19 protein-coding genes are annotated in these 15,434 nt (G+C 46.6%); 8 read left to right on the plus strand and 11 right to left on the minus strand.

Annotated elements, in window-relative coordinates; genetic code table 11:
• Positions 1–72 precede the first annotated feature (72 nt).
• Positions 73–1,473 (plus strand): aminodeoxychorismate synthase component I, encoded by a 1,401-nt coding sequence (pabB, locus tag ACO6UX_RS03750; protein ID WP_422444992.1) that lies wholly within the window; start codon positions 73–75, stop codon positions 1,471–1,473.
• A gap of 8 nt (positions 1,474–1,481) precedes the next feature.
• On the opposite strand, the gene ACO6UX_RS03755 is transcribed toward pabB, so the two are convergent.
• Entirely contained in the window at positions 1,482–2,309 is an 828-nt protein-coding gene (locus tag ACO6UX_RS03755; RefSeq protein ID WP_422444994.1) for a hypothetical protein, read from the minus strand.
• On the opposite strand from ACO6UX_RS03755, the gene ACO6UX_RS03760 reads away from it, so the two are divergent.
• On the plus strand, positions 2,304–2,492 hold the full coding sequence (locus ACO6UX_RS03760; RefSeq protein ID WP_422444996.1) for a hypothetical protein: 189 nt from the start codon (positions 2,304–2,306) through the stop codon (positions 2,490–2,492). The genes ACO6UX_RS03755 and ACO6UX_RS03760 overlap by 6 nt on opposite strands.
• A gap of 74 nt (positions 2,493–2,566) precedes the next feature.
• Here ACO6UX_RS03760 and tnpC read toward each other — a convergent pair whose 3' ends face one another.
• From tnpC to ACO6UX_RS03775, 3 genes are read right to left on the minus strand one after another with little or no spacing between them, the layout of a single operon-like run.
• Positions 2,567–3,499 (minus strand): IS66 family transposase, encoded by a 933-nt coding sequence (tnpC, locus tag ACO6UX_RS03765; RefSeq protein WP_422446129.1) that lies wholly within the window; start codon positions 3,497–3,499, stop codon positions 2,567–2,569.
• Positions 3,500–3,511: 12 nt separating this feature from the next.
• On the minus strand, positions 3,512–3,880 hold the full coding sequence (locus ACO6UX_RS03770) for a hypothetical protein (RefSeq protein WP_422444998.1): 369 nt from the start codon (positions 3,878–3,880) through the stop codon (positions 3,512–3,514).
• A 16-nt stretch (positions 3,881–3,896) separates the two neighbouring features.
• Positions 3,897–4,169 carry a hypothetical protein gene (locus ACO6UX_RS03775; protein WP_422445000.1) on the minus strand — a complete coding sequence of 91 codons (273 nt, stop codon included), beginning with the start codon at positions 4,167–4,169 and terminating at the stop codon, positions 3,897–3,899.
• Between the two features lie 149 nt (positions 4,170–4,318).
• On the opposite strand from ACO6UX_RS03775, the gene ACO6UX_RS03780 reads away from it, so the two are divergent.
• Positions 4,319–4,630 (plus strand): hypothetical protein, encoded by a 312-nt coding sequence (locus tag ACO6UX_RS03780; RefSeq protein WP_422445002.1) that lies wholly within the window; start codon positions 4,319–4,321, stop codon positions 4,628–4,630.
• Here ACO6UX_RS03780 and ACO6UX_RS03785 read toward each other — a convergent pair.
• Entirely contained in the window at positions 4,627–6,651 is a 2,025-nt protein-coding gene (locus tag ACO6UX_RS03785; protein ID WP_422445004.1) for a 3'-5' exonuclease, read from the minus strand. The genes ACO6UX_RS03780 and ACO6UX_RS03785 overlap by 4 nt on opposite strands.
• Positions 6,652–7,346: 695 nt before the next feature.
• Here ACO6UX_RS03785 and ACO6UX_RS03790 point away from each other — a divergent pair.
• Positions 7,347–8,738, plus strand: a complete 1,392-nt coding sequence (locus ACO6UX_RS03790; protein WP_422445006.1) for a hypothetical protein — start codon at positions 7,347–7,349, stop codon at positions 8,736–8,738.
• A gap of 75 nt (positions 8,739–8,813) precedes the next feature.
• Here ACO6UX_RS03790 and ACO6UX_RS03795 read toward each other — a convergent pair whose 3' ends face one another.
• Positions 8,814–8,972 (minus strand): IS66 family transposase, encoded by a 159-nt coding sequence (locus ACO6UX_RS03795; RefSeq protein WP_422446131.1) that lies wholly within the window; start codon positions 8,970–8,972, stop codon positions 8,814–8,816.
• A gap of 85 nt (positions 8,973–9,057) precedes the next feature.
• Between ACO6UX_RS03795 and ACO6UX_RS03800 the strand changes: the two genes are divergently transcribed.
• On the plus strand, positions 9,058–9,267 hold the full coding sequence (locus ACO6UX_RS03800) for a hypothetical protein (RefSeq protein WP_422445008.1): 210 nt from the start codon (positions 9,058–9,060) through the stop codon (positions 9,265–9,267).
• Between the two features lie 63 nt (positions 9,268–9,330).
• On the opposite strand, the gene thrH is transcribed toward ACO6UX_RS03800, so the two are convergent.
• Positions 9,331–9,933: a bifunctional phosphoserine phosphatase/homoserine phosphotransferase ThrH gene (gene thrH, locus ACO6UX_RS03805; protein ID WP_269674403.1), complete on the minus strand. Its 603-nt coding sequence runs from the start codon at positions 9,931–9,933 to the stop codon at positions 9,331–9,333.
• A 168-nt stretch (positions 9,934–10,101) separates the two neighbouring features.
• Between thrH and ACO6UX_RS03810 the strand changes: the two genes are divergently transcribed.
• Positions 10,102–10,380, plus strand: a complete 279-nt coding sequence (locus ACO6UX_RS03810) for a hypothetical protein (protein ID WP_422445010.1) — start codon at positions 10,102–10,104, stop codon at positions 10,378–10,380.
• 21 nt (positions 10,381–10,401) lie between these two features.
• On the opposite strand, the gene cysB is transcribed toward ACO6UX_RS03810, so the two are convergent.
• Positions 10,402–11,376 carry an HTH-type transcriptional regulator CysB gene (cysB, locus tag ACO6UX_RS03815; protein WP_101747347.1) on the minus strand — a complete coding sequence of 325 codons (975 nt, stop codon included), beginning with the start codon at positions 11,374–11,376 and terminating at the stop codon, positions 10,402–10,404.
• A 213-nt stretch (positions 11,377–11,589) separates the two neighbouring features.
• Between cysB and ACO6UX_RS03820 the strand changes: the two genes are divergently transcribed.
• Positions 11,590–12,360, plus strand: coding sequence for a sulfite exporter TauE/SafE family protein (locus tag ACO6UX_RS03820; protein WP_422445013.1), 771 nt, complete (start codon positions 11,590–11,592; stop codon positions 12,358–12,360).
• Between the two features lie 208 nt (positions 12,361–12,568).
• Entirely contained in the window at positions 12,569–13,639 is a 1,071-nt protein-coding gene (locus tag ACO6UX_RS03825) for a 3-deoxy-7-phosphoheptulonate synthase (protein WP_422445015.1), read from the plus strand.
• 16 nt (positions 13,640–13,655) lie between these two features.
• Here ACO6UX_RS03825 and ACO6UX_RS03830 read toward each other — a convergent pair whose 3' ends face one another.
• The 3 genes from ACO6UX_RS03830 to nfuA all read right to left on the minus strand — a co-directional run bounded on the left by ACO6UX_RS03830 (position 13,656) and on the right by nfuA (position 15,370).
• Positions 13,656–14,051 (minus strand): hypothetical protein, encoded by a 396-nt coding sequence (locus ACO6UX_RS03830; protein WP_422445017.1) that lies wholly within the window; start codon positions 14,049–14,051, stop codon positions 13,656–13,658.
• Positions 14,052–14,209: 158 nt separating this feature from the next.
• Complete coding sequence (gene greB, locus ACO6UX_RS03835; RefSeq protein WP_101747351.1) at positions 14,210–14,698, minus strand: transcription elongation factor GreB; 489 nt, start codon at positions 14,696–14,698, stop codon at positions 14,210–14,212.
• Positions 14,699–14,788: 90 nt separating this feature from the next.
• Positions 14,789–15,370, minus strand: coding sequence for a Fe-S biogenesis protein NfuA (gene nfuA, locus ACO6UX_RS03840; protein ID WP_422445019.1), 582 nt, complete (start codon positions 15,368–15,370; stop codon positions 14,789–14,791).
• Positions 15,371–15,434: the final 64 nt, after the last annotated feature.

A 15,434-nucleotide genomic window follows, 5' to 3' on the forward strand; every position in this document is an offset into this window, starting at 1 on the left:
TCGTGGATTGTAGACGATGGCATAGTGCCCCGGCTCCAGTTAAAATGCCGACTGTTTTGTTCGGACACCTGTATGAAGACGCTGACAATTCTGGAACTGGAATATAAAGACGATACCAGTCTCTACTTTGAACATTTTATTCACCTCCCTTATCCCTGTTTTCTGGATAGCTCGGTATTCGATGGAAAGCAGGCAGTCTATAAAGATCATTCCAGCCGTTATGACATTATGACTGCAGCTCCAGAAATGCACTTCACCTTCACCCCGGAAGGTGATTTGATGATTGAAGATCTTATTCAACAAAAAACAGAAACTGTTTCTGGAGCTGAACCTTTTTCGCCATTGCCAAAACGGCTTAATGCCATGAGCAAAGTCGACAATGCCGGCTTGCCTTTTGTTGGTGGCATGGTTGGTTACTGGGGATATGAACTGTGTGAACACCTTGAGCCGGACCGAATAGCCCATCGAGACAGTTCAACACCGCTGATGTCCGTCGGGCTCTATCAGTGGGCGCTGATCTGTGATCATAAGGAACGACGGGCCTGTCTGGTGTTTCATCCTGATATACCCGAATCATTGAAAACTGAAATTCTGCAAGCTATTGACCATAAAGTCAGGAAGTCAGACCGTTCACCATTCAAACTGCTCGACAGGTTCACCCCGACACAAACCCCGGCTGAATACCAGTGTGCATTTCAGCAAATTCAGGACTATATTGTGGCGGGAGATTGCTATGAGGTGAATCTTACCCAGCGTTTTACTGCGCCCTATAGCGGCGATTCCTGGGAAGCATTTAAAAAGCTCAGAACCATCACCAAAGCGCCCTACTCTGCGTTTATTTCGCGTCCTGACCTGAGCATTCTCAGCCATTCTCCGGAGCAGTTTATCCGGCTGAAAAACGGTCATGTTGCCACCAAGCCCATCAAGGGTACCCGTCCCAGGGGCCACTCTCCTGAAGAAGACCGTGCCATTGCTGAGGAGCTACAACATAGCCAGAAGGATCAATCGGAAAACCTGATGATTGTCGATCTGCTGAGAAACGATCTTGGTAAGGTCTGCAAGACAGGTACCGTGTCAGTACCCCGATTATTTGCCTTGGAAAGTTATGCCAACGTGCATCACCTGGTCAGTACAGTGAAAGGCCAACTGATGGACGATTATGATGCATTTGACCTGCTGGGAAGCACATTCCCCGGCGGTTCGATTACCGGAGCGCCAAAAATACGATCCATGGAGATTATCAGGGAGCTGGAACCGGTAGCCCGCACTGTTTACTGTGGCTCCATCGGCTATATCAGCTGTGATGGCAATATGGATACCAGTATCACCATACGGACGATTCTGGCCAAAGATGGCGAATTACACTGCTGGGGAGGTGGGGCGATTGTTGCTGACTCTGACTGTGAATCGGAATACCAGGAGTCCATAACTAAAGTAAAAAATCTGATGAGTACTCTGGAAAGGTTTCTGTAACAGAGTTCTTAGCGGATACACTCAGGCGGTGTGCTTAAAAGTTCTGGCCACTGCCTGATCCAGCCGATCAGATGATCCGCTTCTATCTGAAGGATATTAATGCAGGATTGATCTGCCAATGTCCGGGCATAATGCTGACTGACCTCAACAGGAACAATATCATCTCTGGACCCGACAAAATGAATTTGGGGGATATCGGATAAATGACTGCTAAAAGACTCAGGATTCAGAGCTGTCGGCATGTCTGAAACACCGTGATAGTGATTAAGGTAGCGGGGAGCAAGATTACCCGCTACGGTTCTGACAGAAATCACATCGTTCCTATTAGCGGCCAGCAGTAGAGCAATGCTTCCGCCTCCGGAGTAACCGATCAGTTCAAGCTGACGGTAACCGCCGTTTTCTTTAAGGGATGACACCACAGAGTTCATAGTCTCAACCACCTTTTTGCTGTAACGCCCAAACGTCCATACCCTGCTATTGCAGTGGCCATTCATCTTGTACTGGCAAGGTTGTCCGAGATAAGCAATATCCGGTGATGCATCTTTCAGCATCAAGTGATGAACCAGTCGATTCGTCGGCGTAGGATCCAAGGATGGACGGTTAGATCTCAACCATGCCCGGCCATCCCCTTCAATATAGATGCGTAATGTGTCGCTCAACGGCTGTGACGGAGCCAGGGTGTAAACCGGCCAATAGAACTGATCATAAATGGTGGCAATCAACCCCTGGCGAAACGCATCCGGGCTGACTTCAGGAATTTGCTGGCGAGTCTCACAGCCAAAAATCAAACAGGCTACGAGAACGGAAACGATATTTCTTAAGTTTGTTTCATGCATTCAATATCAGATAGGGATATTCATAATACGGTGGGTTGTGAGATCAACGACACCATTCAGCTGAATGAAGGTGCCACCGACGGTGGTAACGTTATCAACGATGGTTCCGTTGACCAAATTATGCTGGACGGTGCCACCGTTGAGGCCCCCAGCCTGCAAAATTTTACGGTAACTATTCAGTGAACCCACCAAACCAGCTTACCAGACTGGTAAGGAATACCTGCCTTATAAGGGCTACGGATTTGGATGAGCTTTTTTCAGCCAGGTGGGTCATGGATTCGCAATTCTTTGAGACGACTTTCATCCATCTGCCAAGGTAGCCACTGGCTTAAATCTTCTGGTGGCTTCCGGTCATTAGCAATGCAAGCCTCAAGATAGCCCTTCAACCACAGCTTCTGATTGATCTTCCAGATCTTCAGGCTTGTCAGCACCGTAAAGAACCAGGCCGCCAGCTCCATACTCCAGTCGCTCCCGCTGCCGTAGTAGTTTTTCCGGCCAACCACGAGACCTCGCAACGTCTGTTCAGCAATATTGTTATCCATCGGAATTTCCGGATTTTGAATAAACCGGCAGAGCCCTTCCCAATGGTTCACAAGGCTCTCAAGTATCTTTTGCGCTTTTTCAGCCAGCCGTGGTCGTACCAGTTCTTTATCTCGCTGAGAGGCTATGCGTTCAACATGTTTTTCCAGTCTCAACTGGCGGGTCGGCCACTGCTTTGGGTCTTCCCGTACAAGAAGTCGTTGCTCGTTTAAATAATATAAACGAGCAATTCTATCTACCCAGGCAATGCTCCATTTTTCCAAATCCGGGTCACCACGACTGGCAGCAATAAAGTCTCGCCTGACATGAGCCCAGCAGAAGGCCAGAACAATCAATGGATGGTCTTTGGCCAGTTTCTTGTAGGCAGAATACCGGTCGCAGACAAGGGTTCCCTCGCTATCTCCAATAACTGATTCAGGGACAGAGACAGCGCGACTATTACTGATGCTGAAGTAGGCTGCCTCATCGGAAACAAATACCCAGAGCCAATGTTTCTGGCTGCCCTCTGAATCATCACACCACTGCAACCATCGGGTTTCATCGGCATGCATTCGATCACTGTGGCAAACCCGCTCTCTGCAAGCTTCCACGACCGGTTCTATGAGAGCAGGCAGTGTTTGTATTCCCGAAGTAGTGGTTCCTGCAGCCAGATCGAGCCCATGCTATTTGTACGACTGAAGCTGTCTGTTAACCGGAATAACAAAAGCATATTTGTTGATAATTAAATCAACCCAGACAGAAACTCCCAATGTTCCTCTGTTAATCAAACGTGCTGGAGATGGGGCGGTGATAATTGCGGGTGTTTCAGGACATTGGCAAGTCTTGCGATATCGCTTGCGATGGTAACGCCTCTTGTGTGGCCTGACCTCAATTTCTACAACATCACAATGATCACAGCCAGGAAACGGGTCGAAGGGCAAGCGACAGATGGCACAACACTTCTCGTTATCGGGTAGGTCAACGCCCTGATCAACCACCGGCGTTCTCATGTTTTCTCCGACCATGGCTTGGGGAACCAGGTTGCTGGCCACGCTTACGAGTCGTCGGTTATCGTGTGGTATTTTTGCTTTGCTTTTCCTGACTGGGTTTTGAGCGATTTTTCTTTTCAGTAGAACGGCCAAAGACCATGTGTTTCATATGACTCAGCTGAGAATCGCGTTCTTTGATGGTCGCCTTGAGTTGATCGACTTCAGCCTTATTATCCTTTTTCATCAAGGCAATGGTGTCCAGTAATTCCTGCTCACGAACCCGGGTCCGTTTCCACAGACCCCGGTAGTGGTTGACCTGCCATTTGAGTTCAATGAACTCCTGCCTAGTCAAAGTGACTTGAACAAGGCTGAAAGGAGTACAGGATTGTTCTGAAGTGCATTCAGGCTTAATGATTTCAAGAACCTATCAAGGATAGCTGAGCAGGGCTATTTATGCTTGAATAATTGATTTAGCGAATGGTTACGTAGAAGTTGTAAATTATGTCAGATCTAACTGATTACATGGACGCCATGGGTGTTTGTCCCAGTGATGCTGAAGCTTGGGAAAATCACCTGAGCAATATTTCTGAGCCAGATGACTCAACGGTAATCACTTATGAAAGGCTGGAAGCTCAAAACAGGCAGTTGAAAGAGTGTGCTGCACGCTATGGTGCAGAGGTTGAAGCCTGCACCATCAAAATCATGGAAGAACTGAAAGCCTTAAACCAGATCATAAGATCATCGGCTCTTTATGGCATTAAAGAACAGCATGACCAGTTAGCTGTTCTGGCCAACCGATTAAAAAACACCTAATCACCAACCTGCCAGTGCTGTGAATGTGTACTGGCAAGAAACTCACAAGGATTATCAGTGTCTTCAATGACCCAGAGCTTTCGGCAGGCTCTGGATAATGCCACATAGAGTAACCGCTGCTCCATTAAACGTACTTCTTCTTCGTCGCCCTTATCTTTGGCATTATCGATTTTACGGATGTCCGGGTAGCTGTGACTTGAAATATCCGGAACAATGACAAAGGGAAACTCAAGCCCTTTGGCAGAGTGCGCTGTAATAATGTTTACGCATCCATCTCTCAGAACCAGCCCCTGTTGTTTATTAAACACTTCAGCCTGAAGGCCTTCCGCATTTAACAGTCGGCAGTATTTTGCTGCCGAGTCCCAGTCTTTCGTGATAATGCCAATCTGGTTGGCGTTAACGCCGGAAGTGACTTGGTCCATCACAATTTCAACAACAACTTCAGGGTGTTCCTCCAATGGTCGCTTGATCAAGCTCGGTTTGTCACCTTCAACAACTGCGTCAGACAAGCCCGTTCTGTCCTCTGGGCGACTCATGGTTTCATTTCTCAGCGGTGCCAACGCAGTCAGGATCTGGCGAGTCATACGATAAGAGTTTTTCAGTGTGTGACTATTAGCTCTATTGAATCGAAAATTCTTATGCACATTTGTCCCTACCGGAGATTTGCTATAAATGGATTGCCCCCCATCGAGGCAAAGCATCACAAAACCTGGATCATCCAACATATGCATCAGAATTCGCAAGCTGACAACAGAAAGATCCTGCGCTTCATCAATAAATAATGCATTGAACCTCTCAGGCATAATGTTGAGCCCTTCTTCAAACGCTCTGAGAACTTCAAGCCTTTTACGACTGAAAGAGGTGTAGTTATATTGTTTTAGTAGTTCTTCATACACTGCATAAACCTGCCATATTTTGGCTCTGGCAGATCGGAGTAACGGTGTTTTCCTGCCCACGCGCTTAAAAGCCAGATACTCTGCTTCTGTCTTTAGGTTGTTTGCTTCAATTACTCCTTCAATTTCGTCATAAACAAAGTCCAGTCCTTTGGTTTCATCCAGGCTGGTGACGACAGCAACATCCAGACTAGGGTCTTGAGAAAAACAGACAGATATTTTATTTTTAAAAAAATGAACCAAACCGTTTGGAATAACAGGTTCCCGTACTTTTCTGATGGCACATAGGCTTTGAAAAAGTACATAAATATTACGATCAAAGGTCGTGAACGATAAATTAATACCTTCCATATTGCCTGGGTGAATAGCATCAAACAGTAACTTGTTCGTTTTAACCAGCGAATGCGTATACGTTATAAACCCTATGTTCTGGCCGGTACTCCATAAGAACTCTGTGGCTCGCTCCTCAACCAGCTTCTTCATTCGATACAAGGCAATCAGCGTTTTTCCTGTTCCCGGACCTCCAGTGACTTTGAAAGATCCACTATTGAGAGGCTTATCAATGATCTCCTGCTGCCTGCGATCAAGTTTTAAAAGAAAGTTCTCAAGTGGCTGTAGGGCTATATCCTTGAGAGTCTGGGTAGCCCCCAGACTGTAGAGCTTACCTATATGATTGAGCTGCGGCGCGGTTATATAGTCCTGCAACCGAGCATTGATATCTTCCGGTAACTTGTCGGATGCAAAGAGACTATGGCGTGAATTTTCCAAAATGATTTGATGGTATTCATCCGGAATATGGATCAAATCCAGTTCGAACTTTTCTATCTCGAAGAAATCATCAACCTCTGGTGTTTTTTCAGAGACCTGAGTTTGAGGAAGTACCTTACTCTTCTTAACGGTGTAAACCTTCTTGCGCGGTTTCTGTGGAACAGATAGGCCTTCAGGAAGAGGCTGTTGAACTGCGTCTTTCTGCTCTTTTGGCAGTTCACCGACGGGTACAGTTGAGACACTGTCCAGTACTCGATAGCTGTTTTCAGTACGCTTAAAGAAGGCCAGTAAGACAATGTTTTTGTCTTTTTGGTTTATGAAGAATGGCAGACGATAATCGCCCAGACGAACCCTGTGCATGCCATTTCGACCTGTCAGAGTCTTCAGGTTATTGTTCTTTGCAAATGGGTTTGCGCAGATCGTATCAAGGTGGCGCTGAGCCTTATGCTGTTCAGAGGGTGGAATTTTTTTCAGATCGTGATGGTATTGTTCATTGAAAAGAATAGGCCAGGCCATGACGGGAAAACACTCGGGCATGATAGAGACAGGTACTGTACGACATACGACTTTTAAAGAAAATGGTGGAATTTACGGCTGCAAGTGATGTGAGAAGTAAGCATTACTTGTGTCAGTCCGTAAGACTTACCTTGACTAATGCCTTGTTACTTACCCATGATGAAATCCCTGCTTTCCAACAATGAACAGGTTACTCAGAACTCCGTAAATTAAGGCGTTATACTTACTTACAAATAGCAGTGATTTTGTCAGATTTCTTCTTTTTTTATTAAAGCCCGCCAAAAGTGAAAATGAGTGTAAAACGTCAAGTTGTTCACTTTGGCCTAGGTTGTTGGGTCTTTATCCGGAGTAATTGCCAGAGTGTTTGAGATTCTAATTTTCACTGCTGTTTTCTGTGCCGGCATCATTTTTGAGAGGATTCGCAAGCAGAAAAAATCAGCATCGACAGTCCCCCCCCCCAAAAAAAAGAAGCTCAGAAAAGCAAAGATGCTGTACCAGCAACATCAGTCACCAGAAAAAGTTCTCCTTCAAACAGGGTAGTGATACCTGAACCGAGGGTATCGGTACAAAAAACTGCGTCTTTTGAAGATGAATCTGTACCTGACTGTGTTCGGGAAAGTCGTACCCGTAGCCAATACCTAAAAGAAAAATACAAAGATATTTATAAAAAGAAGTCGATTGCCACAGCAGGTCAGCTTGACTCGTTAGCTGTAACTATGGTTGAAGGTAGCAGCACTGAGCTTGAGAAAGATGGCATCTCAATCAAAACTGCAGCGCCTGAATCAGTTGAGACAGTCGCAAAACCTGTAAATATTGAAAGCGACTCGATACCCGGTTGCGTTCGTGAAAGTCGGGCTCGCAGCCAATACCTGAAAGAAAAATATAAGAATTTGTCTCAGGTTGAAAAAGTCACATCCACCAATCAGACAAAGCAGACTGCAAGCTCTTATAACTCGGAATATGGAGCTGAATCAGAGAAACCATCAACAAAGAAAGCAAGTCAAAAAGAAAGCAAACAGGCTGCTTCTGTTGTTTCAAAAGCATCTGTTTATAAATCAGAGTTGTTGAAAAATATCGGCAATGATTTTCCTGTCAGTATGCTGACTGTCGGTATGGTTGCTGTTTATCATGATACTCTTGGGGCAGGGAAACTGCAGTCGGTTAGAACCAGAGAAAATGCTTCTCCTTTGTATGAAGTTTTGTACGCTTCAAAAACCTGTACCCACAATACCGATATTTTTCACGCTGATGGTTTGATTACCAGAATAATGCTGGCTCCGTCCATTGAGGACAAATTATTCATGGTACTGGGAAATGATATTTCTGGTAATAAACTGAAATACCTGTTTGATCCGAAGAACAGGTACCTGCCAGAAAATCAGAAAAAGAAAACCAGTGTCAGTATATCAGCATCTTTTAGCAGCCGTGATAACAGAAAGGAAATCTCACTCAGTAAGACAAGAACTAAACAGGTGCATACCCGAACTGGCAGCAGTTACTACAATGGCTCCGACCATACTCCAGCAGGGCTGGTGAGCAGCAGCTTCAAGAGTACCTTGCAAACAAGATCTAACAAGCATCGTCAAACGCACTGTTATGCGTGCAAGACTTCATTGAGTTCAAACTCTCATGCTAAGTGCAGTAAGTGCAATGGCCTGATCTGTGAATGTGGAGCTTGCTTCTGTAGAGTTAGCGATAGTAACAAGTCCGACTTAAATACTACACCAGTCGTCAGTAAGGGGGCCGACTACAAGACTGACCCGCAGCGCTCAGATACAGAAAATGAAACTCTCGCAGAGGAATACTTTGACCCAGGGCCAATATATTTCGGGCCAGAGTTCGATCATTGTGACCAGGAATATTACGACCACCTATCTGATGCCAGTCCTGATTTTGGTTATGCAGAAGATTTGGAGTGGGATGAACGGTGAAGATGAAATTACACAAGGCTATATCTGATGTATGAAGAAATCTCGCCAGAGTCATATGGACAGTCAGAGTTTGGTTCAGATGGGCACAGGCCTATTGTTGAGGTGTCCGTCTTCACAGTAAACCACCAGTTTTGACCACTGGTTCAGGGCATAGCTCATGGCCTTATGGGTAAGAGTATCCGGTATCAGCCGGGTGACGTTTTTCTGTAGCCACTGGTGCAGGTCATCAAGCAGTGGCTAAGGAATAGTCTAAAAATAACTTCCTGATTTGCGCCTCTCAGACAATGGTCAATACTTTGAACCATTGCTGGAGGTGACTATGGCTACATACCCCTCATTAGTAAAAAAACGCATGAGAACTTTCTATCGATCACTCAATGAAAGGGATCGTCGGCATTATGCCACTATTGAAGCTATTAAGCTCGGTCATGCCGGTATTGGTTATATATCTCAGGTGCTGGGCTGTGATCAGAAAACCATTAGCCATGAAATTGCTGAGCTGGAGTCAGGAGGTGGATGGTTTTTTTAAACAGATTGTGGTTTTGCAGGCCGAGGCTCGTTGAGCAGTACCTGATCAAGTGCGCATTATTCCTCAACCCCGTGCCGCAAGCAAAGCTGTGCGCAGATCATCGTAGTTGGTGATGGAGGGATATTGAGAAAACTCCGCAATCACGTTATCGGGTGCCTTGAACAGAAAACCGGCATCTGCTTCAGAGAGCATGGTGGTGTCATTGTAGGAGTCACCTGCAGCAAGAACCCGGTAATTGAGGCTTTTCAGTGCTTTTACCGATGCGCGTTTCGGGTCTTTCTGCCTTAACTTATAGCCGGTTACCTTCCCTGATTCTGCTACCTCCAGGCGATGGCAGAACAGTGTCGGACGACCCAGCTGAACCATAAATGGATCGGCAAACTCATAAAAAGTATCCGACAGGATAATTAACTGGAATTCACTGCGCAGCCAGTTGACAAAATCCACAGCGCCTTCCAGCGGCTTCATTCCGGAAATCACTGCCTGAATTTCATTCAACCCGAGTTTATGTTTATCCAGTATGGATAAGCGCATGGTCATCAGCTCATCGTAATCGGGAATATCACGTGTCGTTGCCCTGAGTTCGTCAATACCGGTATGGGTAGCAAATTCAATCCAGATTTCCGGAATCAGTACACCTTCAAGGTCAAGACAGACGACATCCATTGGTTATTCTCTCTTTGATGGTTAGACTTATTGCGGCCTGACAGGCTGGTTGAGAATATAGCATAAACACCTATAAATATAGATATTAATTCTATTATCGGCTAAATAGCTGCTGCTACAATAAACCACCACCGGCAAATGAAAACCATCCCCCGGGAGAACTGGATTATGAAAATCACCATGGTCAAAAAGATAATGGCCGATGGCAACCTCTGCAAAAAATGCCAGGAAGTGCAGGAAAGACTGGAGAGTTCAGGTCATATCAATCGCATTGATCAATTCGTCACCGCCGTTGATGGCGACCCGGACAGCACAGGTACTTTACTGGCAAATTTATACCAGGTAGACAAAGCACCTTTTTTCATTGTTGAAGAAGAAGGCTGCGAGCCAGCGATTTACACTATCTATTTTAAGCTGGTAAAGGAAGTACTGGAAAAAGCGGCTTGAACCAAGCCGCTTATAAGGTAGTTACTGGTTTGGTAGCTGAACATGTGAAAAGAGTTCATCCACTTCCGCCTTGTTATGACGAAGGATTGCTTCCTGAACCACATCTTTGGTCAGGTGAGGGGCAAACTCTTCAATAAAGTCGTACATAAATCCACGCAGGAAAGTACCACGCCGGAACCCGATCTTGGTAATGCTTGGCTCAAACAGGTGATCAGCATTCAGGGGTACAAGGTCAGAATCCAGTTCAGGGTCATAAGCCATTTTGGCAATGATCCCGACGCCCAGCCCAAGGCGCACATAGGTTTTGATCACGTCAGCGTCAGTGGCAGTAAACACTACCCTGGGTGATAACCCTTCATTCATAAAGGCTTCATCCAGCTTGGAGCGACCCGTAAATCCGAAAACGTAGGTGACCAGGGCATAACGGGCAATATCTTTCAGGCTCAATTCAGATACCTGGGTTAGAGGATGATCCCTGGGTACAAGAACACAGCGATTCCAGCGATAGCATGGCATCATCACCAGATCATTGAACAGATCCAGCGCTTCCGTTGCGATAGCAAAGTCAACGGAACCGTCTGCTGCCATTTCGGCAATTTGGATGGGAGTGCCCTGATGCATATGAAGGGCAACATCGGGATACTGGCCAATAAACTGCCGGATAATGCCCGGCAGGGCATAGCGAGCCTGCGTGTGGGTTGTGGCAATGGACAGACTGCCCTTTCGCTCGTCACTGAATTCCTGGGCAACCTGCTTGATCGACTCAACTTTTCTAAGGATCTCACCGGCTGTATCAATGATTTTCTCACCGGCCGGGGTAATGCGGGTGAGATGCTTGCCACTTCGGGCAAAAACCTCAACGCCAAGTTCATCTTCCAAAAGCCGGATTTGTTTGCTTATACCGGGCTGAGAAGTGTATAGACTCTGCGCTGTAGCTGATACGTTGAGATCGTGGTGGGCGACCTCCCAGATATAGCGCAGTTGTTGCAGCTTCATTGATGGCCTCCGGTCGGGCAGGTTGTGCTGACAAAAATGAATAGATTGAAACAGGATCCGTTAGTTCTATAAAGCATAAAAGAATGACATTAAATTCTTTTCCAGAATACAAGCCAGTCAATATAGTTACCAGCGAATCATCAATTTTTAGTCAATATTTTCAAACATCGCCTTGGCTAGTTATAACTTTAGACCATAGATTTTGGGATGCTTATGGATTTTCTAACATATATTGCCACCGGTGCCGGCGTTGGTTTTGCGGTTGGCCTGACAGGTATCGGCGGTGGTTCATTGATGACACCACTGCTGTTAATGTTTGGCTTTCCGGCTCATATCGCCATTGGAACGGATCTGATGTATGCAGCCATTACCAAGTCAACCGGAGTCATTGTCCATCATCGTCAGAAAAGTATTGACTGGACACTGGTCAAAACGCTCTGTGCTGGCAGTCTTCCTGCCACAGTCCTGACAATTGTGCTGCTCAAGTTTTTTTTTGACAGAAGCGCTGATTATAGCCCGATCCTTACACTATGCCTTGGGATAATGTTAACCCTCACTGCGCTGTCGCTATTTATGAGTCCTTTTTTGAAAAGAAGACAGCTCTCAGGTGTCTCGATGATTCCACAGAAATATCAGACACCTTTAACATTTATTGCCGGTATATTCCTCGGGGTTCTGGTCACACTTTCATCGGTGGGGGCCGGAGCACTGGGCACTGCCGCTATTGTCCTGCTCTATCCGCTGCTGAAACCCGTCAAGGTAGTGGGTAGCGACCTGGCTCACGCAGTACCGTTAACGTTGCTGGCAGGCTTTGGCCATATCTGGCTGGGTAATGTCGATTTTGTGCTGTTAGGCAGCCTGTTGATTGGCTCTATCCCTGCTATCTATGTAGGAACCCGTGTCGGCATGAAGCTACCGGATACCTTCATGCGCATCATATTGGCCATTATTTTGCTCGGACTGGGCCTGAAATACCTTTTTTAACCCTATCCAGGGTTGCAGCCCTGTGTCAGTTTGAATAAAGTGGAAAACCCTCACCAGGCCAATGGAAAACCCATAATTACCAGGGCTTTATACAGGGTGAGGTGACTATCTGTCAGTATGGGTGCCATATTTTCATCTGGCATCAGGGGCTCAGGCCACTGATCAGGAGATTTTAAACCAGTCTTATTAAAAAAACGGGACCGCGCACATGGCTGTATTACCCATTGAAGACCTTAATATTCAATCTCAGGAAGTTCTGTTGAGTCCGGAACGCCTTAAGGCTGTGATTCCGATGACTGAGGCAGCAGCAAAAACGGTTTCTGAAAGCCGTGAAGTAATCAGGGATATTCTCGATGGCAAAGACCATCGCCTGTTTGTCGTCATAGGCCCCTGCTCAATCCACGATGTTGCTGCGGCGAAAGATTATGCCCAACGGCTGAAAGCCCTCAGTGAAGAGCTGAAAGACACATTGTATCTGGTGATGCGTGTCTATTTTGAAAAGCCAAGAACCACGGTGGGCTGGAAAGGCCTGATCAATGACCCGCATTTGAATGACTCATTTAAAATTGAAGAAGGCCTGCATATCGGTCGTCGCCTGTTAATGGATGTTGCCGAAATGGGCATTCCTGCCTCTACAGAAGCACTGGACCCGATTTCGCCTCAATATCTTCAGGACCTGGTTGCCTGGTCTGCAATAGGAGCCAGAACCACTGAGTCGCAGACTCACCGCGAAATGGCCAGCGGCCTGTCCTCGGCCGTTGGCTTTAAAAATGGCACCGATGGCGGATTGGAAGTCGCGATCAATGCCCTGCAGTCTGTTTCCAGTCCACACCGGTTTCTCGGGCTGAATGGCCAGGGGCAAGTGGCTGTTACCCATACCAAAGGCAACCCCTACGGCCACATTGTTCTGCGTGGCGGTAACGGCAAGCCAAACTACGATTCTGTCAGTGTTGCACTGTGTGAAAAGGCGCTTGAAAAAGCCGGCATCAAGCCAAATATCATGGTGGATTGTTCCCACGCCAACTCCAATAAGGACCCTGCCCTGCAACCGCTGGTTATGGAGAATGTGACCAACCAGATCATTGAAGGCAATCAATCCATTGTCGGTCTGATGGTGGAAAGCAATATTGGCTGGGGCAATCAGAAAATGACTGACAACCTGAACGACCTGCAATACGGTGTTTCTATTACTGATGCCTGTATTGACTGGAAAACCACAGAGAAGACGCTGCGCAGCATCAGGGATAAATTGAAGGATGTTCTGCCGGGTCGTCGCTAGTCAGACCTGATTTTTCTCACATAAACAGCTCGATTTGCTCGGGCTGTTCGTCTATTGAGTTGATCTTGTTATCCTCTTCAACCTGAACAGGCTCAACCACACCCGGAAGCGATAACTGGGTATCCGGTGGTGTAAAGATCTCCATCGTCTGCTTTTTGCCATAACTGACTTTACGTTCCACCGGCATATTACTGATTCTTCGATCAAGAATCGCTGAGCAGATCATGCAGACCGTGGATAGATGGCCATTAACCAGCACCTCGTAGCGACAGTCACTGTTCAGGACTTCGGTACAAAGCGTACGGTCACTTCTTGACTCAATATCCAGATTTGCCTCAACCAGATGGCGAACAGCACTGCCGTCTTCGGTGACAAAAAAATTGGATAAAATGGCCTGTTTATAACGCTTCACTGTTCCGTCGGACTACCGGGTGAGTAAATGAGCTTGGGATTTCAAAAAGGCGGGAGAAGATACACCATTATTTCAGAGAGTTATACCGGTATCTTTACCCTTTTTTTCAATAGAGGGTAAAAATACCATTAATAAAACGTGAAAAACCATAGCTTTCCCTATTCAACATCAGAAAAAGGCTGATATTGTATTTTATTGATCAACCAGATCTTGCGTCCACCCGGTGCATTGACCACCACTTCATCGTCTACCTGACGCCCAACCATTGCCCTGGCCATGGGGGAATCGATGGTAATGTGGTTGTTTTTCACATCTATCTCATCGGCACCCACTATACGACAATGGAGTATTTCACCTTCTTCGCTTTCCAGCTCAACCCAGGCACCGAAAAAAGCCTTGCCTTCCTGCTCTGGCGAATAATCGACAACCTTCAGGATTTCAAGCCGCTTGGTCAGGTAGCGTATGCGTCGGTCAATTTCCCGAAGCTGTCGCTTGCCCTCTTTATATTCCGCATTCTCACTGCGATCCCCAAGCGCAGCAGCCTCAGAAACAGCCTGCGTGACTTCAGGGCGCTTAATTCGCCACAGATACTGAAGCTCCTGCTCAAGATTTTCTTTCCCGGCACGGGTAATAAGGGGAGACTTCATAAGGTGGCACCGAACACCAACGGTAAAATTGAAACAACATTGAAAAAACGGAGAAAGGAAGTGGATGCCACCTCCCTCTATTGATCTGCCTTATTTGTAAAAAGCATTCTCAGTATTACTGTGATCCGTCACATCACGAACGCCTTTCAGCTCCGGAATACGCTCCATCAGTGTTTTTTCAACACCATCCTTGAGGGTCATATCGACCGCAGCGCAGCCCTGGCAACCACCGCCAAACTGCAGAACAGCAATGCCATCATCCAGTTCCACCAAGGATACCACGCCACCGTGGGAAGCCAGCCCGGGATTCACTTCCATTTGCAGGAAGTAGTTGATCTTCATATCCAGAGGGCTGTCTTCATTAACGTTGGGCATCTTGGCGTTGGGTGCTTTGATGGTCAGCTGACCACCCAGCTTGTCTTCAGCAAAATCAACCACCGCTTCTTCAAGAAATGGTTCACTGATGCCTTCAACATGGCAGTTGAAATACTCAAGCTCCAGCGTCAGATCACCCTCTTTCTCTTCCCCTGGCTTGCAATAGGCCAGGCAGGTTTCCGCATGGGGCGTGCCGGGGTTGCTGACAAACAGGCGTACCCCAATCCCCTCAACCCCCTGTTTTTCTAATAATTGGGCAAGATACTTTTGTGCGGCTTCAGTGAATGTAATGTTCAACGCAACACTTCCTCTATTAACTTCATGGCTATTCTATGCCATTGGGGCGCTTCAGAGAATCCCT

The sequence above is a fragment of the Endozoicomonas sp. ALB091 genome (genome assembly GCF_049310265.1).
GTDB lineage: Bacteria > Pseudomonadota > Gammaproteobacteria > Pseudomonadales > Endozoicomonadaceae > Endozoicomonas.